General features: G+C 59.2%; 26 protein-coding genes. 14 read left to right on the forward strand and 12 right to left on the reverse strand.

The genetic code is table 11. The annotated features are described in order from the left end of the window. Positions 1 to 4 precede the first annotated feature (4 nt). Both dapD and BN1137_RS07190 read left to right on the forward strand, forming a co-directional pair. Positions 5 to 832 (forward strand): 2,3,4,5-tetrahydropyridine-2,6-dicarboxylate N-succinyltransferase, encoded by an 828-nt coding sequence (gene dapD / locus BN1137_RS07185; protein ID WP_050717946.1) that lies wholly within the window; start codon positions 5 to 7, stop codon positions 830 to 832. A gap of 133 nt (positions 833 to 965) precedes the next feature. Next, positions 966 to 1,349, forward strand: a complete 384-nt coding sequence (locus BN1137_RS07190; RefSeq protein ID WP_050717947.1) for a DUF3461 family protein — start codon at positions 966 to 968, stop codon at positions 1,347 to 1,349. 265 nt (positions 1,350 to 1,614) lie between these two features. Here the strand turns inward: BN1137_RS07190 and ptsG are convergent, their stop codons facing one another. From ptsG to BN1137_RS07220, 6 genes are all read right to left on the reverse strand, one after another. Continuing rightward, the gene (ptsG, locus tag BN1137_RS07195; RefSeq protein ID WP_050717948.1) at positions 1,615 to 3,045 is read right to left on the reverse strand and encodes a PTS glucose transporter subunit IIBC; all 1,431 of its coding nucleotides are present in this window, start codon (positions 3,043 to 3,045) and stop codon (positions 1,615 to 1,617) included. 427 nt (positions 3,046 to 3,472) lie between these two features. Continuing rightward, positions 3,473 to 4,453: a MalM family protein gene (locus BN1137_RS07200; RefSeq protein WP_050717949.1), complete on the reverse strand. Its 981-nt coding sequence runs from the start codon at positions 4,451 to 4,453 to the stop codon at positions 3,473 to 3,475. 90 nt (positions 4,454 to 4,543) lie between these two features. Then, the gene (locus BN1137_RS07205; RefSeq protein WP_050717950.1) at positions 4,544 to 5,854 is read right to left on the reverse strand and encodes a maltoporin; all 1,311 of its coding nucleotides are present in this window, start codon (positions 5,852 to 5,854) and stop codon (positions 4,544 to 4,546) included. Positions 5,855 to 6,376: 522 nt separating this feature from the next. Continuing rightward, positions 6,377 to 6,817: a flavodoxin gene (locus BN1137_RS07210; RefSeq protein ID WP_050717951.1), complete on the reverse strand. Its 441-nt coding sequence runs from the start codon at positions 6,815 to 6,817 to the stop codon at positions 6,377 to 6,379. Positions 6,818 to 7,001: 184 nt separating this feature from the next. After that, on the reverse strand, positions 7,002 to 7,748 hold the full coding sequence (gene truC, locus BN1137_RS07215) for a tRNA pseudouridine(65) synthase TruC (protein WP_050717952.1): 747 nt from the start codon (positions 7,746 to 7,748) through the stop codon (positions 7,002 to 7,004). Between the two features lie 115 nt (positions 7,749 to 7,863). Beyond that, positions 7,864 to 8,199, reverse strand: a complete 336-nt coding sequence (locus BN1137_RS07220; RefSeq protein WP_050717953.1) for a YqcC family protein — start codon at positions 8,197 to 8,199, stop codon at positions 7,864 to 7,866. Positions 8,200 to 8,399: 200 nt separating this feature from the next. Between BN1137_RS07220 and BN1137_RS07225 the strand changes: the two genes are divergently transcribed. From BN1137_RS07225 to BN1137_RS07245, 5 genes are all read left to right on the forward strand, one after another. Continuing rightward, entirely contained in the window at positions 8,400 to 9,428 is a 1,029-nt protein-coding gene (locus BN1137_RS07225) for a DUF3549 family protein (RefSeq protein ID WP_050717954.1), read from the forward strand. A 77-nt stretch (positions 9,429 to 9,505) separates the two neighbouring features. Continuing rightward, on the forward strand, positions 9,506 to 9,802 hold the full coding sequence (locus BN1137_RS07230; protein WP_050717955.1) for a DUF3301 domain-containing protein: 297 nt from the start codon (positions 9,506 to 9,508) through the stop codon (positions 9,800 to 9,802). A gap of 71 nt (positions 9,803 to 9,873) precedes the next feature. Next, positions 9,874 to 10,110, forward strand: coding sequence for a DUF2789 domain-containing protein (locus BN1137_RS07235; RefSeq protein WP_050717956.1), 237 nt, complete (start codon positions 9,874 to 9,876; stop codon positions 10,108 to 10,110). A 210-nt stretch (positions 10,111 to 10,320) separates the two neighbouring features. After that, on the forward strand, positions 10,321 to 10,620 hold the full coding sequence (locus BN1137_RS07240; RefSeq protein WP_050717957.1) for a DNA-binding protein: 300 nt from the start codon (positions 10,321 to 10,323) through the stop codon (positions 10,618 to 10,620). 9 nt (positions 10,621 to 10,629) lie between these two features. Next, the gene (locus BN1137_RS07245) at positions 10,630 to 11,415 is read left to right on the forward strand and encodes a Zn-ribbon-containing protein (protein ID WP_050717958.1); all 786 of its coding nucleotides are present in this window, start codon (positions 10,630 to 10,632) and stop codon (positions 11,413 to 11,415) included. A 132-nt stretch (positions 11,416 to 11,547) separates the two neighbouring features. Here BN1137_RS07245 and syd read toward each other — a convergent pair whose 3' ends face one another. Then, positions 11,548 to 12,096 (reverse strand): SecY-interacting protein, encoded by a 549-nt coding sequence (gene syd / locus BN1137_RS07250; protein WP_050717959.1) that lies wholly within the window; start codon positions 12,094 to 12,096, stop codon positions 11,548 to 11,550. A 76-nt stretch (positions 12,097 to 12,172) separates the two neighbouring features. Here syd and queF point away from each other — a divergent pair, with 76 nt between their 5' ends. The 7 genes from queF to BN1137_RS07285 all read left to right on the forward strand — a co-directional run bounded on the left by queF (position 12,173) and on the right by BN1137_RS07285 (position 21,401). Next, positions 12,173 to 13,021: an NADPH-dependent 7-cyano-7-deazaguanine reductase QueF gene (gene queF / locus BN1137_RS07255; RefSeq protein WP_050717960.1), complete on the forward strand. Its 849-nt coding sequence runs from the start codon at positions 12,173 to 12,175 to the stop codon at positions 13,019 to 13,021. A gap of 182 nt (positions 13,022 to 13,203) precedes the next feature. Then, entirely contained in the window at positions 13,204 to 15,474 is a 2,271-nt protein-coding gene (locus BN1137_RS07260) for a hypothetical protein (protein ID WP_050717961.1), read from the forward strand. A gap of 85 nt (positions 15,475 to 15,559) precedes the next feature. Beyond that, complete coding sequence (locus BN1137_RS07265) at positions 15,560 to 17,167, forward strand: GGDEF domain-containing protein (RefSeq protein WP_050717962.1); 1,608 nt, start codon at positions 15,560 to 15,562, stop codon at positions 17,165 to 17,167. 158 nt (positions 17,168 to 17,325) lie between these two features. Next, positions 17,326 to 18,681, forward strand: a complete 1,356-nt coding sequence (ppnN, locus tag BN1137_RS07270) for a nucleotide 5'-monophosphate nucleosidase PpnN (RefSeq protein WP_050717963.1) — start codon at positions 17,326 to 17,328, stop codon at positions 18,679 to 18,681. 198 nt (positions 18,682 to 18,879) lie between these two features. Next, positions 18,880 to 19,683 (forward strand): flap endonuclease Xni, encoded by an 804-nt coding sequence (gene xni / locus BN1137_RS07275; RefSeq protein ID WP_050717964.1) that lies wholly within the window; start codon positions 18,880 to 18,882, stop codon positions 19,681 to 19,683. Positions 19,684 to 19,831: 148 nt separating this feature from the next. Continuing rightward, positions 19,832 to 20,839, forward strand: a complete 1,008-nt coding sequence (locus BN1137_RS07280) for an isocitrate dehydrogenase (RefSeq protein WP_050717965.1) — start codon at positions 19,832 to 19,834, stop codon at positions 20,837 to 20,839. A 118-nt stretch (positions 20,840 to 20,957) separates the two neighbouring features. After that, positions 20,958 to 21,401 (forward strand): hypothetical protein, encoded by a 444-nt coding sequence (locus BN1137_RS07285; RefSeq protein WP_050717966.1) that lies wholly within the window; start codon positions 20,958 to 20,960, stop codon positions 21,399 to 21,401. A gap of 76 nt (positions 21,402 to 21,477) precedes the next feature. On the opposite strand, the gene rlmM is transcribed toward BN1137_RS07285, so the two are convergent. From rlmM to BN1137_RS07310, 5 genes are all read right to left on the reverse strand, one after another. Next, positions 21,478 to 22,572, reverse strand: a complete 1,095-nt coding sequence (rlmM, locus tag BN1137_RS07290; protein ID WP_050717967.1) for a 23S rRNA (cytidine(2498)-2'-O)-methyltransferase RlmM — start codon at positions 22,570 to 22,572, stop codon at positions 21,478 to 21,480. Then, positions 22,565 to 22,951, reverse strand: a complete 387-nt coding sequence (locus BN1137_RS07295; protein ID WP_050717968.1) for a DUF423 domain-containing protein — start codon at positions 22,949 to 22,951, stop codon at positions 22,565 to 22,567. Before BN1137_RS07295 ends, rlmM begins: the two co-directional genes overlap by 8 nt. A 26-nt stretch (positions 22,952 to 22,977) precedes the next feature. Next, entirely contained in the window at positions 22,978 to 23,616 is a 639-nt protein-coding gene (locus BN1137_RS07300) for an alpha/beta family hydrolase (protein ID WP_050717969.1), read from the reverse strand. Further along, positions 23,609 to 24,529: a transcriptional regulator GcvA gene (locus BN1137_RS07305; RefSeq protein WP_050717970.1), complete on the reverse strand. Its 921-nt coding sequence runs from the start codon at positions 24,527 to 24,529 to the stop codon at positions 23,609 to 23,611. Before BN1137_RS07305 ends, BN1137_RS07300 begins: the two co-directional genes overlap by 8 nt. A 283-nt stretch (positions 24,530 to 24,812) precedes the next feature. After that, a complete protein-coding gene (locus BN1137_RS07310) occupies positions 24,813 to 26,954 on the reverse strand; it encodes a methyl-accepting chemotaxis protein (RefSeq protein WP_050717971.1) in 2,142 nt (713 codons plus the stop codon).

Here is a 26,954-nt window from a genome sequence, read left to right on the forward strand (position 1 = left end):
TGTCATGACCGAGTTGCAACAGATCATCGAAGCGGCCTTCGAACGCCGTGATTCCATCACTCCCGGCTCCGTCGATGCCGCCACCAAGACCGCCATCCTGGAGGCCATCGAGCTGCTGGACTCCGGCAAGGCCCGGGTCGCCGAGAAGATCGCCGGCGAGTGGGTGGTGCACCAGTGGCTGAAGAAGGCGGTACTGCTCTACTTCCGCATCAATGACAACGGCATCATCAAGGGCGACGATGCCCAGTACTACGACAAGGTTCCCCTCAAGTTCTCCGACTACACAGCAGATCAGTTCAAGGCTGCCGGTGTGCGCGTGGTGCCGCCGGCAACCGCCCGCAAAGGCTCCTTCATTGCCCCCAACACCGTGCTGATGCCCTCCTACGTCAACATCGGCGCCTTCGTCGATGAAGGCACCATGGTCGATACCTGGGCCACCGTCGGCTCTTGCGCCCAGATCGGCAAGAACGTGCACCTCTCCGGCGGCGTCGGCATCGGTGGCGTACTGGAGCCGCTGCAGGCCAACCCGACCATCATCGAAGACAACTGCTTCATCGGTGCGCGTTCCGAAGTGGTTGAAGGCGTGATCGTCGAAGAAGGCTCCGTCATCTCCATGGGCGTCTTCATCGGCCAGTCCACCCGCATCTATGATCGCGAAACCGGCGAGATCCATTACGGCCGCGTGCCGGCGGGCTCTGTGGTGGTTTCCGGCTCCCTGCCCTCCAAGTGCGGCAAGTACAGCCTGTACGCCGCCGTGATCGTCAAGAAGGTGGATGCCAAGACCCGCGCCAAGGTCGGTATCAACGCCCTGCTGCGTTCCATCGACGAGTAATGCGTGGCTGATACAGCCGACTAAAATGGGCGCCTGATGGCGCCTTTTTTGTTTTGGCGCCCCTGTCACAGGCAAGCCACACCGACTCGGTTAAGATGGAGGGGTCAGGATCGTTTCAAACCAAGGAAGCCCGATGTACGAGAATCTGAAGAGCCTGGGGATCCAGGAGCCCACCTCAGTGGACAGCTACACCCTGCGCCAGGAGGCCAATCACGACATCCTCAAGATCTACTTCAAGAAGCAGAAGGGCGAGTTCTTTGCCAAGAGTGTCAAGTTCAAGTATCCGCGCCAGCGCAAGACCATACTGATCGATTCGGGGACCCATGAGTACAAGGATGTCACCGAGATCAACGCCAACCTCAAGTACGTGGTAGATGAGCTGGACAGCCTGACTCAGGGCGTGCACCTGCAGGCAGACCCGGACATCAAGCAGAAGATATTGCGTGACCTGCGCCACCTGGAAAAAGTGGTGCAAAACAAGATAAGCGAGATAGAGCGGGATCTGGAGAAGCTGTAACCCCTACCCCATTGCAAAAAGGCGCCACAGGGCGCCTTTTTTAGATCTAAAAGCAGTGAAAACAACCACCACAGTTAACCAAAGTAGTCTATTCATCCACTCAAGTTAAGCTATTAGGCGCTGTCCGGCCCATGTCCAGCCGATATCCATGGCGGGCTTGCCTTCCACCACTCGTGCATAGGCCCACTAGCCCCCAACTAAATCGCGCCCAACAAAAAGGGAGGCTTGCGCCTCCCTCTTCGGAACTCTCGATGTCAGGCAACCATTAGTTGCTCTTCATCCAGATGTCCATTTCGGTTTTCAGGTTGTCGGACTTGGTACCGAAGATGGCCTGAACACCGGAGCCAGCAACCACCACACCGGCAGCGCCCAGCTTCTTCAGACCAGCCTGGTCAACCTTGGCCACGTCCTTCACACCGACCCGCAGACGGGTGATGCAGGCATCCAGAGAAGCGATGTTCTCTTTGCCACCGAAGGCGCTGACCAGGGCCGCAGACATTTCGTCTTTGCTCTGGCTGACAGTTTCTTCAGCCGCTTCGTCTTCACGACCCGGGGTTTTCAGGTTCATGGCACGGATGACCACGGTGAAGACCACGTAGTAGAGGACGGCGTAGACCAGACCCAGACCCACCAGCAGCAGCATGTGATCGGCACGGGGTGATTGCACCACGAAGTCGATGAAGCCGTTGGAGAAGGTGTGACCGTGTACGATCCCCAGGGAGTTGGTCAGCACATAAGCCAGGCCAGCCAGCAGGGCGTGGATTGCGTACAGTACCGGCGCCACGAACAGGAAGGAGAATTCGATTGGCTCGGTGATACCGGTCAGGAAGGAGGTCAGGGCAGCGGAGGCCATGATACCAACGATCTTGGCACGGTTTTCCGGCTTGGCGGAGTGCGCGATGGCAAAGGCCGCAGCAGGCAGACCGAACATCTTGAACAGGTAGCCACCGGCCAGTTGACCGAAGCCGTTGCCAGCGGCGCGAGTCGCGTCGTTAGCAGTCAGGAAGCAGGTCATGATGCCGTGTACGGTTTCACCGGCACCGTTGACACAGGTACCCGCCTGATAGAAGAACGGTACGTTCCAGATGTGGTGCAGACCGAACGGGATCAGGGAGCGTTCAACCACGCCGTAGATACCGAAGGCCAGGACCGGGTTCTGGTTGGCAGCCCAATCGGAGAAAGCACCGATGGCACCCCCTACCGGCGGCCAGATAACGGACAGGATGACGCCCAGACCGATGGAAACGAAACCGGTAATGATGGGAACGGCACGTTTGCCGGCGAAGAAGCCCAGATACTCAGGCAACTGGATCTTGTAGAAGCGGTTGAACGCCCAGGCAGCCACACCACCGGCGAGGATACCCCCCAAGACACCGGTATCGATGCTTTCGACGCCCATCACAGGTGCCATCACCTTCAGGGTGGCGACCATGATGCCGTAGCCAACGATGGCTGACAGACCGGATACACCGTCGTTATTGGTGAAGCCAAGGGCGACGCCCACGGCGAACAGCAGCGCCATCTGACCAAAGACGGAACCACCGGCTTGCTCCATCAATTGGGAGACAATTTCCGGCAACCAGCTGAAGTGGGCAGCACCCACCCCCAGCAGAATACCTGCAACGGGCAGGACCGATACGGGCAGCATTAGCGCCTTACCGACCTTCTGCAGATTAGAGAATGCATTTTTTAACATGTGTGCGCTCCTGGATGGATTTTTTTCCGTACACGATCCAGTCAATTTATAGATGGCAGCCTTCGTCATCTGACCTTGTACTGAATTCGACCGGGTTTGTTTATTTTGACCAGATAAATATAACTCAGCGATATCGGAATTTCTTCCATCTGGCCGAAGGGAATAATGAATTTGGAGGAGAGATCACAAGATAATTAGGAGGGGGAAATCAGCAGAAATTCGGAATATTATTCCACATCTTTATAGTATTACGGATAAACATGAAGTGCTGTTTCGCATTGTATTTTAGGGCATCCAATTAATACCAAAGGAAACTCAAAGTAACAGAGTGTAACGCATTGCTATTTTCTATGATCTAGTCTACCGATTAAAAAGGCCTCCAACAAGGAGGCCTCAAATAAATATTAGTCTGGTTAAATACGGCTATTTAGTTTTTCTGTGACCGTTTCACCGCGTCAATAAAGACGGATTTTGCCTTGGTCGAACCGGCACGCTCTGCTTCACCCACCAATTGCATCGCCTTGTCGATATCGCCCGCCTTCACAGCCTTCTCGATCTGGCTGTTATAGAAGCTTTCGGTCTCGCTCAACATGGCGGGTACCGGCTTGCTGGGGGCCGCCACCACGGCTGCCGTCGTGGCTGTTGCAGCGGTAGCCGCCACCGCAGCAGTGGCAGGCTTGGCCTGACTCATCGCTACCTTATCCGAGTACTCGGGTTTGAATACCGCCTCAAGACCCTGCCCCTTGGCCGTATCGGTGACCTTGATTTGTACCAGGCCCCAGGGAGAATGCGGAATGACGGGATCCTTGATGTCCGGCACGACGGTGTTGTTCGCGCGGGCAAAGGCCTTGGCCGGGTGCAAGATGGTGGTACTACCCGCCAGCTCATCGGTCGGGGCGTAGACCACCATATAGGTTTCGGTGGCCGGGTTGCCTGGCATGCTGCGATCGACGTACAGCTTGCCTTCAATTCGGTCATTGTCGAGCAGATAGGCCGGCTGGTAAGTAAAGGCCGATTCACCCAGCACGCGGGTTACCTTGAACTGGGCGTCCAGCATAATCACCTTGGGAACCATGACCGTCTTGCTCACCTGGGACGCCAGGGTGATGGCCAGATTGCCGGTATTGGTCGGCAGACGATAGGCGGCAAAGTAGCTCATGCCTTCGTCAAACTGATAACTGGGCTGCTTGCCATCGATGGCCAACAGCGTGTCGCCTTCCGGCAGAGAAACATAGTTGAATTCGTTGAAGCCCTTGCAGCAGCTAGTGGCTTGAGAGAGCGCCTGCTTGGCTTGATCGGCATTGCTCAGGATGGAGGCATGCTCCTGTACAGGTACCACCATGCTACCGGAACAACCGGCCAACAGCGCGGTAACCACGGCCGCGATAGACATCTTTACCAGTTTCATTCTTCTTATCTCCATAACCCGGTTGCCAAATCCTGTGAAACAAAACTGCCCCCAAAAGGGGGCAGTGACTAACTTAACTGAAGATAGTGCTTACCACCAAGCTTCCGCTTGCACACCAACCTGATAGGTATCTTTGGAAGTGTTGCCTTCGAACACTTCCTTGTCCTCGGTGTTAGCCAGGTAAGAAGCGAACACACGGATTTCCGGACGGGCCCAGAAGCTGGAGCCGGCAGACCAGGCCTGAGCCAGGGTCAGCTTGTAACCGCCGTCCTTGTCTGACGCTGCACCGTTGGTGTAGCTGGTCTTGTCCTTGAACACACCGCCTTCGAAGATGGTCTTGTTGAAGTCATCCCACTTGTACATCGGGCGAACAACGGCAGAGAAAGTCTCGGTCTTGTCGTTGCCATCCCACATCTCGTTGCCTACCCCGTAGACCAACTGGTGGCCCATCTCCCAGGAGTTCCCCATCGGGATGACGCCCCAGTTGATGATACGGTAGCCATCGGCCCCGTCTTTAGCTTCTGCACCGTACCAGGAGCCGTCACCGTAGAAGGCCATGGTCTTGGAGTAGCCTTCGGTACCGTACTGCAGCACGGTCTTGTTGAAGCCACCGAAGATGCCTTGGGTCAGTTCGGCGGTCAGCATGACGCCGTCTTTCATGTTGTCGTTTTTCAGATCTTTCTGGGCGTCGGTTTCATTGACCAGTGCGTAGTCAATACCCACTTCCAGGGAGCCGTCTTGCCACAGCGGGATACCTGCATAGCGCAGATCCAGGGTGTTGACGTTCAGATCTTCGTTTTTCTGGTATACGCCCGGGCTGGTTTGGGTGTACTGACCGAATACGTCAGCAGCGCTGCGGTCGTTGCGAACCCAGGCGAAGGAGATCTTGCCAGGACCGGCCTGGATGCCTTCGATACCGGCGCCGGCACCGGAGATGTTCCAGTAGTAGAAGTCGGAAATGTGGATGTCGTGACGTTGGTAGTAACGCTTACCAGCCCACAGGGTAGCTTCCGGTGCAAAGCCCAGCAGACCCTTGGCTTGTACGTTGAACTGACGCAGTGCGAAGTCGGAGTCGCCGCTGCACTGTTTGGCGTCGAAGTTACAGACGGTACCAGTCCCTTCCCAGTCATTGGAACCGTTGGAAGACATGGCAAACATGGAATCTACGTAGAAAGTTTTGCCGTCCTTGTTGAAAACTTCCTGACCCAATTGCACTTCGCCATAGGTATCGTTTTCGTTACCCAGACGGCCAACCTTGTTGACGTTGTATTTAACCATGTCGCCGTCACCGGAAACACCAACACCTGAACGGAAGTAGCCGTGGAAATCAACGGCGAAGGCGGCTTGGGAAGCCAGGGCAGCGGTTACTGCTGCTGCAATCGGGAGCCACTTTGCTTTCATTTTCATTTTCCTTATTCCCGCTGGGAGTATGAGCCTGTTTATTCAAGTTCTTATCACCGAAAAACTATTCAGCGATAACCGGAGTCGATTATAAGTAGCCAATTTCGTGACAAACATGAGCTGATTCACAAAACGGCGACAAATCACCCATCGTCATCCTGACGGGCGAATTCACAGTGCTGGAACGGCATTGATCGCAATATAAACCCAACTAAAGTGACAAAATGCGCAATAGAACACCCAAGAAAACGCTTTCAAATATTAATTCGCGTCGAGGAATAAGTTGCGATGATTCAATTCCATGACGAAAACATGACTGAAATCGCTTTCAATGCGGAACTTTTAATTTTCTGATTTGTCGCTGTTCTGATGAATAATGGCTTTTCAAGCACAGTTCCAGTGAAGAAAATAACCTGACAAAGTGCAGGATATATTTGAGGAGAAGATCAAGTGAGCCCCAAAATAATTGTCCCCCAGCGGCAAGCCGATGGGGGACAAAATTAGAATGTGGGGGCAAGCGAATTACAGTTTATTTTCCCAGCTTTTCAACCAGGCCATGGCCGCCACTTCGGGTTCATCTTCCAGCGTGGCGTCTATCTCCAGATGGGGAACCAGCGGCTCGGCCGCCAGCTCCTGCAACAGCGCATCCAACTGGCGACCCGCCCCGCAGAAGTGCTCATAACTGCTGTCCCCCATGGCGATGAGGGCATAACGCCAGCCTTTCATATAGGGTGCTCTGTCGGTCAGCGCGCTGGCAAAGGCTTGCAGATTGGGGGGGATGTCACCCTGCCCGGTGGTCGCGGTGATCAGCAGCAGGAAGCGGGACGAGTCGATGTCTTCCAACTCGGCTTCGTCATAGACCCGGCACAGATGTCCACGGGCTTGCAGGTGCTCGCTCAGGGTCTCGGCCACCAGCATGGCCGAGCCATATACGGTGCCGACCAGGATATCTATCTCCGCCATCAGCGACTCCTCTGAGCAGTGCCAAGGGCCGGATGCAACCAATGATCCTGGCACTCACCTTTCGAAAGAAGTGGGGTCCACACGTTTGTTAGCGAGATATCTCTCTGATCCATAACCTGTTCCTCTGACTGGCGTGGCTACAGCATGCCACAGCCAAGTCAGAGGCAACAGATCGGGAAGATGGCTAGAGCGCGTAATCACTCTCGCTGGCGGGCCAGCCGAGCTTGGCGAACAGCGCCAACACCTCAGGCCCGAGCGGCGCCTGAATGCGCATCGGTACCTTGAGCACCGGGTGCTCGAAGCTCAACTTATGGGCCACCAGCAACAATCGCTCGCAACCGTAGTGCTCGCGAAAGAAGCGGTTATGACGGCCATCACCATGGGTAGTGTCGCCGACGATGGGGTGGAACAGGTGTTCCAGATGGCGGCGCAGTTGATGCTTGCGGCCCGTCTTGGGAAAGAGCCGCACCAGGCTGTAGCGACTGGTGGCATGCTGCTTGGACACCGCATGGGGCAGCTCGACCTGGTGCAGGCGGCGAAACGCGGTGACGGCATCCTGCGCGGGGCGATCGGGTCTGCTCATGGCATCGGCGATCTTGTCCAGCTGCTCTTTGAGCGGATAGTCGATGAGCCCCTGCTCCGGCGCCCAGCCGCGCACCAGCGCCAGGTACTCCTTGTGCACCCGCCGCGCGGCAAAGGCCTCGGTCAGGGTGCGGGCGACAGCCGGATCCAATGCAAACAGCAGCACCCCGGAGGTGGGCCTGTCGAGCCGGTGTACCGGATAGACGTGGCGACCCCCGATGAGATCCCGGGTCATCTGCATGGCGAAGCGGGTCTCGGCCTTGTCCAGCCAGCTGCGGTGCACCAGCAGACCGGACGGCTTGTTGACCGCCACCAGCCAGTCATCCTGATAAAGCAGGGTTAGCGTCATGATTGCACCACTGAACTAGCCATTATCAGCATATTATTGCGGTGGTTGAGACGCACAAGGCGTTCCATAGCGTCGGTCCGCGCCGTCATCTGGCTCAGAGAGGAAGAAACCCGCATCACTGCTCCACTATCTTGCCGGACAGCAGCAGATCGAAACGGCCGATCAGGCGCAGCAGATTTGCCACCTCGGCCAGCTCTTCTTTGTAGACTTCACTCGCCATGGGGTAGAGAGAGACGCTGGTTGGCAGCGGCGCCTGTAACATCACCAGCTGCTCCATGCGCGGGATCAGCACGAACTGCAACCATTGATCAAAACTCAGGGTGTCGACGCAAAATGGCAGCTCGCTCGCCAGCGCCTCTGCCCCCGGATGATCGGCTTGCCAGCGATCGAGGCGTTGCAACTCGGCGGTGAGTTCACCCAACAGGTTGGCTACCAGCAAATATTGATTCATCTCGCTCTCTTCCTCATCACCACGTTAGCGGCCCTCCCCCTGCATGGCAGAGAGGCAATGGCCGCGCTCATCAAAAAGGGGCGCTACTATACACCGCCCCCCCGGCGGCTGCCATCACGGCCAGCCCCTCGCACACCAGCATTGGCTATCTGATGCCGCCTCCTTATAATCGCCGACAACACCTTTAGCCGGACCCTCTCATGTCTGACATCAATACCTTGACCGAATTCCTGACCCAGGCTGATACCCAATTCCAGCTGTTCGACATGGGGCGCCAGGTGCGCCCACTGGCGAGCGATCTCTTCGCCCGCATCGAACAGCAGCAGGAGCCCTATCCCTGGCCGCTGCAGCAACACGCCTGGCTCGGTGTGCACTTCTTCCAGCCTGCCGAATCCAGGCACTACCTCTGGTTCCTCAAGTTTGCGCTTGATGAGCGCGGCCTGCTCATTGGCGCCGGCCCCAAGCACTTCATGGATCAGGTGATAGAAACGCTGGGCTATAAGCTCACCGGCGAGCTGGATGAAGAGAAGGCCGAGCGGCTGGCTGACAATCCCTACACCTTCCGCCCGGCCGAAGCCAAGATGGCCAGCCTGCACGCCAAGCTGGCCCGCCAGCTGGAGCAGGCACCGTCTGCCTACTATGACGCCCTCTGTCACTATCTGGCGGCGCCAGGGGATGAAGGCTGGCAGACGCTGGGGCTGCAAGGCTTCGCCGATCTGGCGGAGCGGCTGCAAGACGAGCGCAACCTGGCGCTGGTGTGCAAGGCACTGCCGAAACTGCCCCAGGCGCCGCTCTATGCCCTGTGCCAGAGTCTGGAAAACGCCCCCCTGCCTCCGGCAGTTCAAGGGGCGCTGCTTGAGCGCATCGGCAAGGAGCAAGAGTGCAGCGAGCCCAACGCCGAGACCCTGGCCTACCTGTGCCGGGCACTGGCCTCCTGCCCAGGCAACAGCCTGCGCAGCAACAAGCTGCTGACCCTGCTGCAAACCCAGCCAAGCCCTGCGCTGCTGCTCGCCATCGCCGGCCGTCTCTGGCCCGATCTGAAGGCACCCGAACTACTCAGCCTGTTTCTGGAGCAGTTGGCGCTGCAACCGACCCAGTTCTTCAATCAGGTGTTTGCCGAGCTGGTGACCCTGCCGGCCCTGCGGGATGATATGCTGGCCAGATTGCGTGACCCCGAGCGCAGCGATGCCCTCGGTCAGGCCATAGGTCGGTTGTTCGCCTCGGCATAGCCACTGTCGATTGGCGCGATCCGCATCGCAGGCGTGCGGATCGCTCCCCGTTCATACATCACAGAAGGAACCCGTTGATGGGAGAAATGCTTGGAATCTTGCTGCTGATCCTCGTCGGCTGGGCCTTCTGGCAACAGCGTCGCCAGGCGGAAGTGGCCTGGCAATACATGCGACGCTACTGCCAGCATCACGATCTGCAACTGCTGTCACTGGCACGCACCCACAGGGCGCTGGGACACAAGCCGCTGCGGCTGCTCACCTATTACCAGTTTGAGTTTTCCAGCGACGGCGAGAGCCACTATCAGGGCCAGCTCTGCATGCAGGGCTTCCATGTCGCCGGTATCGAACTGCCGGCGCATCGCCTGCCCTCCTAGCCGGGTTCGCGGCGCAATGACGACGAGGCTGGCTATAATTCTCGACAATCGCCCTTAAAAGGAGAGCCGAGATGGAATTGCTGACCCACGACATGCCCGCCCTGTTCGCCCAGTTGGGGCTGGCCAATGACGAAGTAAGCCTGCACCGTTTCATTCGCGAGCACCGTCTGAACAACCAGACTCTGTTGCCCGAGGCCAACTTCTGGAGTCCCTCCCAGGCCAGCTTCCTGCGCGATGCACTCTGGAACGATTCCGACTGGTCGGATGCCATCGACCAACTGGATGTGATGCTGCGCCGGGCAAACTGACCCGGCCATTTCCTCCCCACGCCCTGCTGGCAGGCTCTGATGAGGCTCGGCCCAAGTAACCGATTACGCCCCCCTGATGTGAACCCGCCCCCAACAAAATGAACCATCCCCCTTCACTCCGCTTTCCTGACGGCCAGGCTTTGATTAAGCTCTCAGCTCCCATCCGCCTGCAGCAAGACGGCCGCCATTCAGGTCGCAGTGAGAAACCAGATGTCCGCCCAAGAGATCATCCGCATCGCCAACGAACTGAGCGCCAAGGGGATCACCCCCTCCACCGCCATGGTCAAGGCCCGCCTCAGTCAACCCGTGCCCATGGCCGAGCTGCTCAAGGTGTTGAGCCAGTGGAAGCAGCAGCCCCACCCGGCCGAACCCGCGCCCGCCACCACAGCAGTGGTCCCGGCAAATCCAACGGAGGTCGTCAGCCTGCAGCAGTTGAGTGAGCAACTCCATCGGCTCGAGCAGAAGGTCGATCGCCTGACCGACCTGCTGCTCAAGCGCCAACCAGACTGACGCGCCGCCATGTATATCCTCGAACTTTGCTTTGAATGCTACCGTGACACCTCCCTTGGCGAGGCCGAGCCGGCCATCGTCAACTACCTCGACATGCTGCGCTATCAGGGCCAGATCCTGGGGCGGGAGTTTCCCACCAGCATGCAGGATGGCCATTTCGTCACCCGGGTGGTCTGCCCCGAGCAAGACAGCCTGCACCCAGACAACCAGAGCGAGCAGGTCGCGCTGGCCGAGCAGGGCCTGCACCAGGCGGGTCTGCTCGCCCCCAAGCTGCACCTGCTAGGGATGGATCTGCTCTCCGACAGCACGGATCCCTGTGGTCATAGCGGTGAGCGGCCAAGCTGGATGCTGCTCTACACCAGCTTCCTGCACAGCTGTTCGCCGCTGCGCTGCGGCGAGCATTTCGCCCCCATTCCGCTCTACCGCCTGCCCGCCATCGCCAACGGCGACCACAAACAGATCATCAAGTGGCAGGAAGATTGGGAGGCCTGCGATCAGTTGCAGATGAACGGCTCCATCGCCGAGCACGCGGTGCTGCACGAGATTGGCGAGGTGGGCAGTCGCCTGCAGCGCCGTGGCAGCGATCTCGTCAGGCGGCTGGAGGCCCTCAGCGGCATTCCGACTTACTACTATCTCTATCGGGTCGGCGGGCTGAGCAAGGCGGCGGAGCAGGCGCGCCCCTGCCCCGGCTGTGGTGGCGACTGGGCACTCGCGGCCCCGCTGCACGAGATCTTCGATTTCAAGTGCGATCCCTGCCGGCTGGTATCCAACCTCTCCTGGGATTTCAAGGATTAAGCCTCTGGGCTTGCCAGCAGAATACGACGGATACAAAGAAGGGCCTTGCCGGATGGCAAGGCCCTTCTTTTGTCGACCGCATCAATCCATGCCGGCCACCTTGGGCGCTTCGTGCTTGGCGCAGCACCAGGTCTAGTGAGGCAAGGTCTCCAGCCTGCCAAGGAAATCGGGCAGTGAGGGGGCCAGCGGCAGGCGGCGGCCGGAGTCGAGCCATTCCAGCCAGACTTGGCCGGTCTCGTTATCGAGCGAGATCAGCGTCATCTCGTTGCGGGTGGTGGCGATAAACAGCGACGGCGAACGCTTGAGCTTGCGCAACATCAGCAGGTGGCCGATGAGGTTCTCCTTGAGCAAGTCCAGATCGGCCTCGTTCCACGGCAGGATGAGTTCGATGCGAAGCCCCTTGTACGAGCAAGGAATAGGGCGACTGAACCAGTGACCGAACAGGACAAGGGCAGCGGGATGCAGGCTCAGCTCCAGCGCCTCGGCCATGGCGGTGAAGTCGCTCGGCTCGCTGCGTTGCACAGGACGCCAGGCCACTCTTCCCTCCTTGGGAGCATCGAGTTCGCAGGGAGAGCGCCAATCCGCCTCCCACTCGCACAGCGGCAGGCCTCGCCTCGCCTCGCCATCACGCTGCCAGCGCAAAAAAAACTGCTTCAGGGCAGACAAGACTTGATCCGACATCGAAATTCCTCACAATAACCGCCAAAATGGCCGCAAAATCGGGCTATTGCACCATCAAACACCTGAGCAGACAAGCATGAGCAAACAAGAGAGATACGCGGGCGCCAGCGCGCTGCAGGGCCTGAGCCTGGGCCAGCAGTCGGCCTACATCAGCCAATACAGCCCCGAGCTGCTGCAACCCGTGCCACGCAGCCTGAACCGTGACGATCTGGGGCTGGGCGAGACGCTGCCGTTCCAGGGCTATGACGTCTGGACCCTGTATGAACTCTCCTGGCTCAATGCCAAGGGAAAACCCATGGTCGCGGTCGGCGAGGTCTCAGTGCCTGCCACCAGCCCGAATCTTATCGAATCCAAGTCATTCAAGCTCTACCTCAACTCCTTCAACCAGACCCGCTGCGACTCGCTGGCGGCGGTGCAAGCCCTGCTGGTCAAGGATCTGAGTGCCTGCGCCGGCAGCGAGGTCACTGTCACTCTGTTCCCGCTCGGCCAGGCCCCCCATCAGATAGCCACCCTGCCGGGAGAGTGCATCGATGAGCAGGATATCGAGATCGACCATTACGAATTCGACCAGACCCTGCTGCAGGGCGCGGCAAGCACCGACATAGTGGAAGAGACGCTGCACAGCCACCTGCTCAAGTCCAACTGCCTGGTCACCAGCCAGCCGGACTGGGGATCCCTGGTGATCCACTATCGCGGCCCGCGCCTCGATCGGGAGAAACTGCTGCGCTATCTCATCTCGTTCCGCCAGCACAACGAATTCCACGAGCAGTGCATCGAGCGGATCTTCATCGATCTCAAGCACTTCTGCCGCCCAAGCGAGCTGACCGTCTATGCCCGCTACACCCGACGCGGTGGGCTGGACATCAACCCGTTTCGCAGTGACTGGGAAGCGGTGCCCGCCAACCTGCGCCTTATCCGCCAATAACATCCGGGCGCGGGGCAAAGCGAGCTTGGGCACCCAAGCCGGCCTCACGCACCAGTAGACTCTGCACGCATTGGGCACAGAGGGCTTAGATAGCCAGCTCTGTGCCCCATTCATCAGTAAACTCTGGACGCACAGGGGGGGCTTGGATAACATGCCTGCACCCCTGTGCTGTTCTTAATCCAATGAATCAACTGTTTTTTCTGGCAATGATGATGTCCTCAATGGCGGCTCCGGATCTGGATCTGGCCAAGGAGCAATTGTCTATCGATCTGCAGCAGGCCCAGACCCTGGTGCTGACCGATCCCGCCAGATGTGTCCAGATTGCCTCTTCCTTCCTCGAACGCACAGCCAATAATCCCAAGCAAATCATCAGTAACCGTCAGGAATACGGTTACCGTGAGCCGATCCTGAACTACGGCACGGCCACCCAGGCCACCGGCGCCCACCTGCTCAAAGGCGAGTGTCTGCAGCAGTTGGGGCAGTTCAAGATGGCGCAGGAAGCGCTCGATCAGGCCATTGCCATGGCCGAGAAGGAGCAGCAGTCCGAACTGCTGGCTCATGGCCTCTATCTCAAGGTGCGCAGCCGCAACCTGCAGGAGAAATCCCATGGCGCCAGCGCCATCCTGCTCGACGAGCTGGACAAACAGCTGACCAACCCTGAGCTCAAAGAGAGTCAGTTGCAGGTATACAGCCGGCTGTTGCACGTCAACGCCAGCATAGAGGGGCAGCAGTTCGATGTGGCCAAGCGCCAGCTGGCCGATGCCCGCCAGTGGGCCGAGCAGGCCAAGAATCCCTTGGCACGGGCCTGGGTCAGCGCCGTGGGGGGCGATCTCTATCATGCGCTGGGGCAACCCCAGCTCTCCCTTGGCGAATACATCGATGCCCAGCAGCAGGCCAAGGGCTTGCAGGATCCGCTGTTCCTCGGTCTGCTGTCTAATCAGGTCGTCAACCTCTATCAGGAGGAGCAGGAGCCGCAGAAGGCGTTGCAATATGCCAATGAGGCCGCCAACTACTTCCACGCCCTCGGCAACCCGTCCCTGCTCAGCGATGCGCTGATCGTGCTCGCCAGCCTCAACCGCGAGCAGGGCGAGATGAACATGGCGCTGGTCTATTTCTTCAATGCGCTGGACCTGCTGGACGAGAGCACCGGGCGCACCCGCATCGCCCACCTCAAATTCGAGATAGGCAAGACCTACCTGCAGACCGGTAACCTGACCCTGGCACGCAACTACCTCAATGCGGCGCGTCAGTCCCATGAGCTGGGGGATGACAAGGAATCCTTGATCGACACCTTGCTGCTGCTCGGGGAATTGCATCTCAAACAGCAGGAGGCGGGCATCGCCATACTACAGCTGGAAAATGCCCTGACCCTGGCCAACCGCATTGGCGATATCCGGCGCCAGTTCGAGATCTTCCGCCTGCTCTCCGTCGCCTACGAGCAGAAGGGCTATCTCAGGCAGGCCCTCGACAGCTACAAGAATTTCCACCAGCGCAGCGAGCTGATTCGCCAACAGCAGCTGGATCAGGAGCAGGAAGCGGTTCGTGACAACTATGCCCAGGTGGAGCGGGTGCAGCAGGTCAAGGAGTTGGAGCAGAAACTCGATATCAGCCAGCATCAGCAGGAGCGCTATCTCTGGTCCAGCGTCAGCACCGGTTTGCTGCTGGCGCTGTTCATCTATCTGTTCTTCACGCTCTGGCTCAAGCTGCGGGTCGCCCGCCTGAGCGCCAAGCAGCTCAAAGAAGCCTTGCTCATCGAGCCACGCAGCGGCCTGGCCAACTGGCAACGGCTGATGAATCGCTGGCCACGAGAGATGGCCAAGCGCCAGCAAAAATCCGAGCGCTGGTACTTAAGCGAGAGCCCCTCCAGCGAGTTTGACGACAAGTTGCACTACCTGCTGTTTCGAGTGCCTTTTTTGGTCAACAATCTGGAACAACACGGCTATCAGGTCAGCCGCGAGATAGAGCAGGCCTTTGGCACCTACATCAACCAGCTGACCCCGCAAGATGGCCGGATCTACGACTTGCGCGAGGGTCATCTGCTCTATGTGGTGCCACAACGCCACGTCGCCCAGTTGCATGAGCTGGCGCAAGAGCTGCTCGATACCCTGGCCGCCTTCCCCTGCGACTATCCGCTGGACAGAAACATCAGCCTCGGTATCGTCAGCCACCCCTTCCTGCCAAAGGCGGCAACGGCGCTCGACCACCACGGTCTGTTCGACCTCTGCTATCTCGCACTGTCAGGGGCCATGCAACTCAGTGAAAAACATCGCCAAAGTGTCTGGTTGGAGCTGGCGGCCATCGATTGCCAGCAGGCCGCATTTTTTAATGGCGATGTGTGGCAATGCTGCTTGATGGCAATTGACAAGGGGCTGGTAAAAGTAAATTCTTCTCATGAAAAGCAATGGGTTAATTGGCTTGCACTCTCACGGACGAAAGTGCCCGACAATCCGTAAAAAAAAGGTACTCAACGGGGTCTTTCATTGGCTAACTGTTGCTGGACGACACAAAAACGATAATGACAACAGGGCGACCTGAACAATGAATGACATCGCTGCCGTAACAGGACAACTGGCAAGACTCAGGGAATCCCTCCAGCAGAAACAGCAGGAGCTAGATGGCATGGCCAGCTTCTCCGACGCCGAACGCACTCGTAGCATCCAGTTTGTCGGCAAACTGATGCAAGCTTGCCGTGGTCACGATCGTGAACTGGACAGTCGGCTCGCCAAACTCAAGCAAAAACTCGATGGCAATCCCCCGCTTTCGTCCCTCGACGGCGATTTGGCTGCCATCGAGAAGCTGTTGCAGCAACATGGCAACGCGCTGGAAGAGTCCATCAGTCTGACTCGGGCCGCCATCGACCTTGGCAGCAAGCAGCTCAAGACCCTCAAAGGCTTCCCGGAAGATACCCGTCGCTCGTTGAAGGAGTTTCTGGCAAGCCCGGAAGGCTATGGCATCGGCGATCATCAGAAGAAGGTGATCCGCTTGCTGGAGTTCTACCAGCAGGCCATCAAGATCCAGCTGCTGCCGACTCAGCCGCTGCTCACACCGGCCCCCGCCCAAAGCAACGTGACCGAGCTGGCCACGCCAGAGCCCACGGCGCCATTCGATGTGAAGGCACACGCCCAGATTGCCGACGAGTTGCAGCGGCTCATTACCGAGCTCGACTTCGCCGGCGCCGTCGGCGAGAGCCTGGCCGACATTCGTCGCCAGCTGCTCAATGGCATCACGCCGCCGCTGCTGGCCGAGATCTGCCTGCAGATCATCGAGCTCATCATCGAGGGCACCCGGGAAGAGCGCAAATCCTCCCAGGCCTTCCTCAGCAGCCTCAACGAGAGCCTCTCCGCCGTCCATTTCAACTTTACCGAATCCCTGGACGAGGGGCGGGCGCTGCAAAATGCAACTCAGCTCAGCGGCCAGGCACTAGAGCGGGAGCTCGTGGCCATCGACCACACCCTGACCAGACATGACTCCCCGCAGGCGCTCAAGGGAGCCATCAGTGGTCACCTGGATGCGATTCGCCGTCTGCAGCAAGAGCGGGACACCATGGCCGGTCGTGAGCGTCACCTGCTCACCCACCTCTCCAACATGGAGGCCAAGCTGCGGCTGATGAAGGAGGAGACCGCCGAATACAAGAAGCGGCTTACCATTCAAAAGCACAAGCTGTTCCTCGACAGCTTGACCCAGGTTCACAACCGGGCCGCCCTCGACGAGCGACTCGAGCTCGAATACAAGCGTTGGCTGCGCTACCAGACGCCCCTGTGCCTGGCCATCATCGACATCGATCACTTCAAGAACATCAACGACAACTACGGCCACATGGCCGGTGACAAGGCGTTGAAAGTGGTTGCCAAGGCGCTGCAGAGTGCTTTGCGTGACACCGACTTCATCGCCCGCTTCGGGGGGGAAGAGTTCGTGGTGCTGTTGCCCAACATCAACCCGGACAAGTACCAGAAGCCGCTGGAGAACCTGCGTCAGACCATCAAGAGCATCCCGTTCCGGTTCCGGGATGCCAGGGTCGAGATCACCATCTCCATCGGTGCCACCCTGTTTCGCGAAGGAGATCACACCACGGATGCGTTCGAGCGGGCCGACAAGGCGTTGTACAGCTCCAAGCATTCCGGACGGGATCAGGTCAATCTGGCCTGAACCCGGCCTGATGGCTGCATAAAAAACGCGCAAACGCACTCTTGCCCTATTCCCCTGCCCCACCGCTTGCCTCTACTATCGAAATCGAGGGATGTCACGGCATCCCGTTTTCTCCCCAGGGAAAGCACAACGATAACAAGACGAGTGAAGGGGAACTTATGATTACGCACATCAATCCTGTCGGCAGCATGGACTTGCTGTCACAACTCGAGGTGGATCGCCTCAAACAGACCGCCTCCAGCGACATCTATCAACTGTTTCGCAACTGCTCGCTGGCGGTGCTCAACTCCGGCAGCCATACCGATAGCTCCAAGGAGATACTGGAGCGCTTCAAGTCGTTCGACATTCATGTGATCCGGCGTGAGCGCGGGGTCAAGCTCGAGCTGTTCAATGCCCCCGAGCATGCCTTCGTCGATGGCGAGATCATTCGCGGCATTCAGGAGCACCTGTTCTCCGTGCTGCGCGACATCCTCTATGTCTCGGCCCAGCTGGAGTCAAATAGCCGGGTCAATCTGACCAACGCGACCCACATCTCCAACCTGGTGTTCGCCATCTTGCGCAATGCCAAGGCGATCCTGCCCGGCGCCGATCCCAATCTGGTGGTTTGCTGGGGTGGCCACTCCATCAACGAGGTGGAATACCAGTACACCCGTTCGGTGGGCAGTGAGCTTGGCTTGAGGGAACTCAACATCTGCACCGGTTGCGGGCCAGGCGCCATGGAGGGGCCTATGAAGGGCGCCGCCGTCGGCCACGCCAAGCAGCGCGTCCGCACCGGCCGCTACATAGGCCTCACTGAACCGTCCATCATCGCCGCCGAGCCGCCCAACCCCATCGTCAACGAGCTGGTGATCCTGCCGGACATCGAGAAACGGCTGGAAGCCTTCGTGCGTCTGGGCCACGGCATCATCATCTTCCCGGGCGGGGTCGGCACCGCCGAGGAGCTGCTCTATCTGCTCGGCATCATGATGCACCCGGCCAACGAGCGCCAACCCATCCCCATCGTGTTGACCGGGCCCAAGGAGAGCGCCGACTACTTCCGCGCCATCGACGACTTCGTCAAGGCCACCCTGGGGGAGCCGGCTACCAGTCTCTATCGCATCATCATCGGCAATGCACCGGAAGTGGCGCGGGTCATGAAAGAAGCCATGCCGAAGATCCGCGAGTATCGCAAGTCGGTCGGCGATGCCTACTCCTTCAACTGGTCTTTGCGAATTGAGCCGGAGTTCCAGCTGCCGTTCGAGCCGGATCACGCCAGCATGGCCAGCCTGGATCTGCACCGCAACCAGCCGCCCCAGTTGCTGGCCGCCAACCTGCGACGCGCCTTCTCCGGCATAGTTGCGGGCAACGTCAAGGAAGGGGGCATTCGCGCTATAGAGAAGAAGGGTCCCTTCAAGCTGCACGGCGACAAGGAGCTGATGCACCTGATGGACAGGCTGCTGGAGAGCTTCGTCAGGCAGCAACGGATGAAGCTGCCAGGCAGCCAATACATTCCCTGCTACGAAATCGTGAAGTAAAGCGTAGCCACGTACTGCAGTTGCAAAAAGGAGGCTCTTGAGCCTCCTTTTTTTGTTTAGTAAGCCGCTGCGAGTACCCGTCGGCATGGTCCCATCCCTATTGACGGTTTGGCGATAACCCTACACAGGGTGTATTTGGGGTTAGCATGACCCCCGACGCTTGTTACAATGGGCGGTCCCGACTGCCAAGAGCCCCCCATGTCAAACCTCAGGCCACAGCTGCTCATCATCGATGCCCTTAACCTCATCCGCCGCCTGCACGCCGTTCAGGCCCAGCAGGCACTGAGTCCAGCGCAGGCGCTGATTGCCACCCGCGCCAATCTCATCAACACCACTAGGAAGCTGCTGGCCAGCAGCGAGCCGACCCATGTCATCGCGGTGTTTGACGGTGAAGTGCACAGTTGGCGCAAGGAGCTCTATCCGGCCTACAAGGAGGGGCGCACGCCCATGCCGGACGAGCTGCGCGAAGGGCTGGCCGAGCTGCAGGATGCGTTTTGGGAGTGCGGCGTGGATGCCCTGCTCTCCCAGACTGACGAGGCGGACGATCTTATTGCCACCTTGGCCAATGGGGTGGCCCAGCGTGGGCACCAGGCCACCATCATCTCGACAGACAAGGGTTTTTGTCAGCTCCTCTGCCCACAGATCCAGGTCCGCGACTATTTCAATAAACGCTGGCTGGATACGGCCTTCGTCCAGCAGCAATATGGCGTGACCCCGGAGCAGCTGGTGGACTTCTGGGCCCTGACCGGCATCGGCGGCTCCAACATCAAGGGGGTGCCAGGCATAGGCCCCAAAACAGCCACGGCGCTGTTGCACCAGCATGGCAGCCTGGCCGCCCTGCTCGATGCCTGCCAGCAGGAAGAGGCCGGCAAGCCTCTGCTCAAGCTGCGCCAGCATCAGGACGAGGCGCTGCTGGCGCAACGACTGGTGCGGCTGCAGCGCGATATTCCGCTCGGTTTCAACCTGCGGGAGATACGCTACCCGCCCCAAGTCGATGGCTAAGGCCAGACCGGTAGCACAACCCACCGGATGAGGCCGTTCCCTGTTGACATAAGTGGGATAAATGTAAAGAAACATGGAGAAAGTGGTGCAAAAATGGTATAAAACCGCCGAATCCTCCCCCTCTGTTCCCTAGAAGTGGATACCTCTCATGTCAAAAAGAAAAATTACCGTTATTCCGGGCGACGGCATAGGCCCCAGCATCATCGAATCTGCCATCCAGATCCTCAAGCACGTCGGCTGTGATTTTGACTACGACTATGCCGATGCCGGCCTGGTCGCACTGGAGAAACACGGTGAGCTGCTGCCGCAAAGCACGCTGGACCTCATCGAGAAGAACAAGGTCAGCCTGAAGGGTCCGCTCACCACCCCGGTCGGTGGCGGTTTCACCTCCATCAACGTCTCCCTGCGCAAGAAGTTCAACCTCTACGCCAACGTGCGCCCGGTCATCTCCTTCAAGGGCACCAAGAGTCGCTACGACAACATCGACATCATTACGGTGCGCGAGAATACCGAGGGCATGTACTCTGGGGCTGGCCAGAAGCGCAGCAGCGACAACCAGAGCGCCGAGGCGATGAGCATCATCACCCGCGATGGCGCCGAGCGCATCGTCACCTTCGCCTTCGAACTGGCCCGCCAGGAAGGGCGCAAGAAGGTCACCATCATCCATAAGGCCAACATCCTCAAATCCACCTCCGGCCTGTTCCTGGAAGTGGCACGTGAAGTGGCGGCCCGTTATCCGGATATCCAGAACGAAGAGATGATCGTCGACGCCGCCTGCATGAACCTGGTGATGTACCCGGAGCGCTTCGATGTGATGGTCACCACCAACCTGTTTGGCGACATCCTCTCGGATCTCTGCGCCGGTCTGGTCGGCGGGCTGGGCATGGCACCTGGCGCCAACATCGGCGAAAGCGCGGCCATCTTCGAGGCGGTGCACGGCTCGGCACCGGATATCGCCGGCAAGAACATCGCCAACCCCACCTCGGTGATCCTCGCCTCCATCCAGATGCTGGAATACCTGGGAATGCAGGACAAGGCCGAACGCATTCGCGAAGCAGTGCGAGCGACCATCGAGTCCGGTGATCGGGTGACGCGGGATCTGGGGGGCTCAGCCTCCACCAGCGAATTTACCCAGGCCATCATAGACCGTCTGTAATTGCTGCTAACTATATGATTTAAAAAGGGAGCCTCGGCTCCCTTTGTTTTATACCGGATCCCCCTACCCCCCTCGTCAGATGACTACTATGTTCAAAGGGAGGATAAGGAGATCCACTATGCGTGCTACGTTTATCTTGCTGATTTTCAGCAGCGCTGCAATGGCATTAGACAGACCCATCGATAACGCCTGGCTGACCCCGCCACCCCAGAATGTGCAACCAGCCAAGCAGGTCTGGCAGTCCAATATCGACACCAACGACCTGCTCAAAGCGCCCAAACAATTATCCTTCGGCATGGACATCATGACCGACAGCAATGGCAACCAGCAAGTCACCCCCTACCAGAGACTGAATCTGACCGCCGAGAAGAGCGTCAGCCTCTCCTTCGAGAAACACAAGCCCAGGATCAAGTTCAACGCCGGTGGCATCAATACCGCCATCAAGCTGAGAGGGGACGGGGTCAAGATGCAGTTCAACCCGACCGACAGAACCATTCCCCTACAGGTAGAACTCAAGGTCACGGATGACGAGTCCAAGGTCACCTTCGACTACCGCTTCTAAGCCTCCTGAAATGAAAAAAACCGGACTGGGTTAACCCGTCCGGTTTTGTTTGAGTGCAACGGGATGACTCCCTCTGTTACACCTTGGGCTCCAGCTTGGAGACCCAGAATTTGTTGTACACGTGCACCGTGATCTCTTCGCGATCGTGATAGAGCTGCTTGGCCTGGATCACGAACGCATTGTCGATCTCCTTGAGCATGCCACGCAGCACCTCGATGTTGTGCACCGCCTCGGCGTAGCGCTTCTTCATCGGCAGCTTGAGGTTGAACATGGCCTCCTGGCAGTCATTCTCGCGGAACCAGTCGGCGATCATGTGTGTGACTCGCGCCGGTTTCTCCACCATGTCGCACACCAGCCAGTAGATGTTCTTCTTGCTAGGACGCCAGACGAAGCCATCATCGCGCAGGTGCTTGACCTGGCCCGTCTCCATCAGGGACGGGGCCATGGTGCCGTTGTCCACGGCGGTGACCATCATGCCGCGGCGCACCAGCTGATAGGTCCAGCCGCCCGGGCAGGCGCCCAGATCGACGGCCTTCATACCGGAGGTCAACCTTGTGTCCCACTCTTCCTTCGGCACGAACACATAGAAGGCCTCTTCCAGCTTGAGGCTGGAGCGGCTTGGCGCGTCCGCTGGGCAACGCAGACGCGGAATGCCCATGTGGAATTCGGAGTTGTTGAACGAATAGGAGTAACCGATCAGCAGGTGATCGTTGGCCATGAAGAAGGCGTGGAACACCGGACGGTTCGGCGTCTCCTTCTTGGTCAGCAACTCGTTGTTGCGCAGCGCCTGACGCAGGGGCACGGTGAACTTGCGGCAGAAGGCCGACAGCTCTTTCGCTTCGTTGGTGTCGGCGGTTTCGACCCGCAGATCGCCACAGATGGTATAGCCGGCAGCCGCCTCGATGATGGGCGAGATCCGATCGGACAAATCCAGATCTTTCAGTTCATGGGTCACCACCAGCATCTGCCGGATGAAGATAAGCTCCTTAAACGGCAGCTTGCGGGCCAGCAGATCGGCCTGCTCTTCGTCATACAACTCGAAAATCACATAGCCGCTGTCGTCCTTGACCCGGGCGAAACCGTAACACTGCATGTTACTGGCACGTTCGGTGATCTCTGCCGCCGCCTCTTTCTCAAAACCGGGGCGGCAATAAAGCAGCAGATTATTCATTCTTTCCTCCAAGACGACAGCCAGCCCATATCAGAGCCGCCCATCCCAACATAAAACAGAGGCCACCGGCCGGAGTGATGAGCCCCAGCCCCTTGCTGCCAAGCAGCACCATGGCATAAATACTGCCTGAGAATCCCAGGATCCCCAGCACAAACGCAGTGCCGGCAAAGGTGATGACCTTGCCGCGCACACCGCACCAACCCAGTATCAGCAGGGCCAATGCGTGAAAAAATTGATATTGTACCGCGGTGTTGAACGCGGCTAATTGCTCAGGCGTGACGCCGGTTGCCGCCAGGCCGTGAGCACCATAGGCTCCCAACATGGTGGCCGTCAGGCCAAACAGGCCGGCCAGCACCAGCCAATGTCGATGGATATGCATCCCAGTCTCCTTGTCTCTCGCCGCGCTCAACGCTTGGCCAGCGCCGCGCCGATAAAGCGCCTTATCTGATCCGCCGCCTGTTGCAGGTTCTCCTGCTCGCTCACACCGCTCGCCTTTCTCGGTTTGAAGCCATGGTCACCATCGGTCAGCCAGTGGACCGATACAGCGGGTGAGAAGGGGAAATCGGCCAGTTCGGCGCGGCTGCCGAAGGTATCGCGCTCCCCCTGCAACAACAGGGTCGGCGTCTTTATTTGTTTGAGCACCTCGCCCCGCCAGCTGTCGGGTTTGGCCGGGGGGTGGAAAGGATACCCGAGAATGAGCAATCCTGCAGCATTCATCTCGTCCCCTCCGTCCTGATAGAGCTCGGCGGCCATGCGCCCCCCCATGGACTTGCCCGCCAGAAACAGCCCGGAATGGGCAAACGCCTGTGCCATCTCGCGCCAATGGGCGAGCAACACCGGTTGCCGGTCTGGCGGCCTGCGCTTGCCATCCAGCGCGCGCTTGCTCATGTAGGGGAAGTTGAAGCGGATCACCTCGATATCCGGCCCCGCCAGCAAGGCCGAGAGCCGGGTCAGAAATGCGTGATCCATGCCGGCGCCAGCGCCGTGCGCCAGCAAGACACGTGCGGGGGCATCGCTCGCCCCCTCTCTAATCACATCAAGCATCGGCGAGCCGTGCCCGGCGACGAGCCTCTTCCTGCTCCACCAACTCCAGCATCCAGTCACGGAAGGCCACTATCTTGCCCTGCTCGGACTGCTGCTCCTGGCACACCAGGTAGAAGGCGTTCTTGCTGACCAGCACCTGCTCGAACGGGCAGATGAGACGCCCCGCCTCGATCTCGGGCTGGGCCAGCACGCTGTGGCCAAGCGCCACCCCCTGACCGTGGATCGCCGCCTGGATCACCATGGTGGAGTGACTGAAGATGGGGCCCTGATTGACGTTGGGCGCATCGATGTCGAGCTGGCGGAACCAGGCCTTCCAGTCGCGACGAGAGGTGTCGTGCAGCAGCGTGTGTCGGGTCAGGTCCTCCGGCGTGCGCAGCGGCTTGGGGCCGCTCAGCAGCAGCGGCGCGCAGACCGGGATCAGGTACTCGGTGTGCAACTTGTCGGAGCGCAAACCAGGCCAACTGCCGCGGCCGTAATAGATGGCCACGTCCACATCGTCGGTCAGCGATCCCTCGTCCATGTCCACCGCCTTGATCCGAACATCGATGTCCGGATGGCGTTCGCTGAACTTCACCAGCCGTGGCACCAGCCACTGGATGGCGAAGCTCGGCTGCAGGCTGACGGTGAGCGCCCCTTTCGCGCTGCGGGCCAGCAGCTTGTCGGTCGCTTCCGAGATGGAGGCAAAGATGTCCTTGATGTCCAGGAAGTAGCTCTGCCCCTCCTCGGTCAACAGCAAGGAGCGGTTCTTGCGGCGAAACAGCTTGATGCCGAGATACTCTTCCAGCGCCTTGATCTGGTGGCTGATGGCGGCTTGCGTCACGAACAGCTCTTCCGCAGCTCGGGTAAAGCTGAGATGACGAGCCGCGGCTTCAAACGCTTTCAGTGCATTGAGCGGGGGTAAACGACGAGACATGGAATGGGCCGACGATGAGTTTTTCTAATGGTGCGCATTATAAATTGTCGGTTGCGGGCCGACCAGTGAATAAACATAATTCGCCACGCAATCCGTTGTCATATGGCTCACACTTTCTCTTCCATGTTGGTTTACATGTGGTTTTTGTGAGTGGGCCGACAAAGATTGTGGTGTTGTGTTTCTTCCTCTGCGGGAAGAAGGGCTTAAATCGGACCGATTTAACCCAGTCTGTCATCTGAATGTGTTTGGCGCCTCCGGTTGGATGGCGCCTTTTTTCTTATCCCTATACCTTGAACTGCCCCACCAGTTGCTGCTGTTTGTCCGCCAGTTGCGACAACTCACGCCCGTTATCGGCCGAAGTGGCCGCCTCGGCTCGGATGGTGTGGCTCACATCGCGGATGTTGCTGACGTTGCGATTGATCTCGTCCGCCACCCCGCTCTGCTCCTGCGCCGCCCGGGCAATCTGCTCGTTCATCTGATGGATGGTGGCCACCGCATGGATAATCTGCTCCAGCACGCTGACCGACAGCTCCACCTTGGTGAGTGTCACATCCGCCTGACTGTGGCCGGTCATGATCGCCTTGACCACCGCCTCGGTGCCCGACTGCAGCTGGTTGATCAGATTCTGGATCTCGACGATGGCATTCTGGGTACGCCCCGCCAGATTACGCACCTCGTCGGCCACCACCGCAAAACCGCGGCCCTGCTCGCCGGCGCGCGCCGCCTCGATGGCAGCATTGAGCGCCAGCAGATTGGTCTGCTCGGCGATGCCCTGAATGACGGCGAGGATGTCGTTGATGTTGTCGCTGTTGGCCGCGAGGCGCTCCACCACCGGCTTGGCATCGCTTATCACCGTCATCAGCCTGGACATGGCCTGCTGGGTATCGGCGACCACCGCCTTGCCCTCCTGGGCCGCGGTATCGGCCTGATTGGCCGCGTTCACCGCCGAGCTGGCGTTACCCGCCACCTGCAAGGCGGTGGCGCTCAGCTCCTCGAACGCGGTCGCGACCAGGTCAACCTCCTGATACTGGGCCTGCATGCCGGCACTGGTGCGCTCTGCGCCCTGCGCCGCCTGCGTCGCGCTGGCTCTGGTACCGGCCACGGTGTCGATCACCTGACTGATGGTGGTCTGCAGCTTGTCCAGGAAGTTGTTGAACCACTTGGCCAGCTCACCTATCTCGTCGTCTCGCTGCAAGTGGATGCGCTGGGTCAGGTCTCCCTCACCGCTGGCGATATCCTTGAGACGGGCCACGACGGTGCGGATCGGCGCTACGATACGCTGCGCCATCAGCCAGATGCAGAGCAACGCCAGCAGTGAAATGACGCCGCCGATGAGCAGCTGTGCGGCCACGCTGCGATCGGACTGACTCTCGAGATCCCCCTGCAGTTGCAAGGCAGAAGCGAGCACCACGGCGCGAGGCAGCTCGATATAGATGCCCCACTTGCGATCCGTGCCGCGCATACGCACCGGCACGAAGGTCTGCAGCAGGGCGCCATCCGGGCTCCAGCGCGTCACCAGATCCCCCTTGGCGAGCCAGCCGTTCAGATCCGACACCAACCCCTGTTCCTGCTGGCCCAGGGTATTGCCCAACTGCACCTTGAACCCTTCCACCCCGGCCACCCGGCCCTCGTGGCTGAGCAGCAGCACCTTGCCCTGACCGTCATAGAGGGTCTTGTCCATCTCCTCCACCAGGCTCTGCAGGGTGGTCAGCGAGATATCGACCCCTACCATGCCGAGCAGGTTTCCCTGCTCCAGCAGGGGCGCGGTCACCGAGGTCATCAGCACCTGCTGGCTGCCCACCTCGTCGAGGTAGGGCTCGAGCAGGCAGAGGGCGCGACTCTGAATGCTGCAGCTATACCAGAAGTTCTCCACCCCGCCGTTGGCGGTCGGGCTCTTGTTCGCCAGCATGGCTTCGTTCATCACCTCCAGCGACACCTTGCCATCGACCCTGGCCCAGTAGCTGGAGAAACGTCCCTTGTCGTTGGCGCCGAGGGCGGTCGAACCCTGATAGTTGCCGTCCTCGCCATCGAGCTGATTGGGCTCGAACACCGCATAGACCCCGAGCAAGTTGGCAGAGGATTCTGCCGCATCTTGCAGCTGCTGGTTGACGGCGCCACGTAATGCCTCGGAATGGACGAAATTATCCGCTGCATTCTTGCGCTGGAACAGAATACTCTCCGCCAGCAGAGTGGCACGGAAATAGGCCTCGTCGAGGTAGCTGGTCACCCTGGCGGCCTGAGTGGCGCCCATGGCTTGCATCCAGTTTTCTGCCGCGTGCTGCGCCTCCAGGGTGGTGGAAGTGAGCACCTGCTCCTGCATACGGGCCGCGTTGAAGAGGGATGACGCGACCAGTGCGGCGGCACTGGCCAACAGGCAACAACCGGCGATCAGGGTGATCCGTCCCTGAACAGAAAGAGAACTCAT

The sequence above is a fragment of the Aeromonas tecta genome (assembly GCF_000820185.1).
GTDB classification, from domain to species: Bacteria; Pseudomonadota; Gammaproteobacteria; order Enterobacterales; family Aeromonadaceae; genus Aeromonas; species Aeromonas tecta.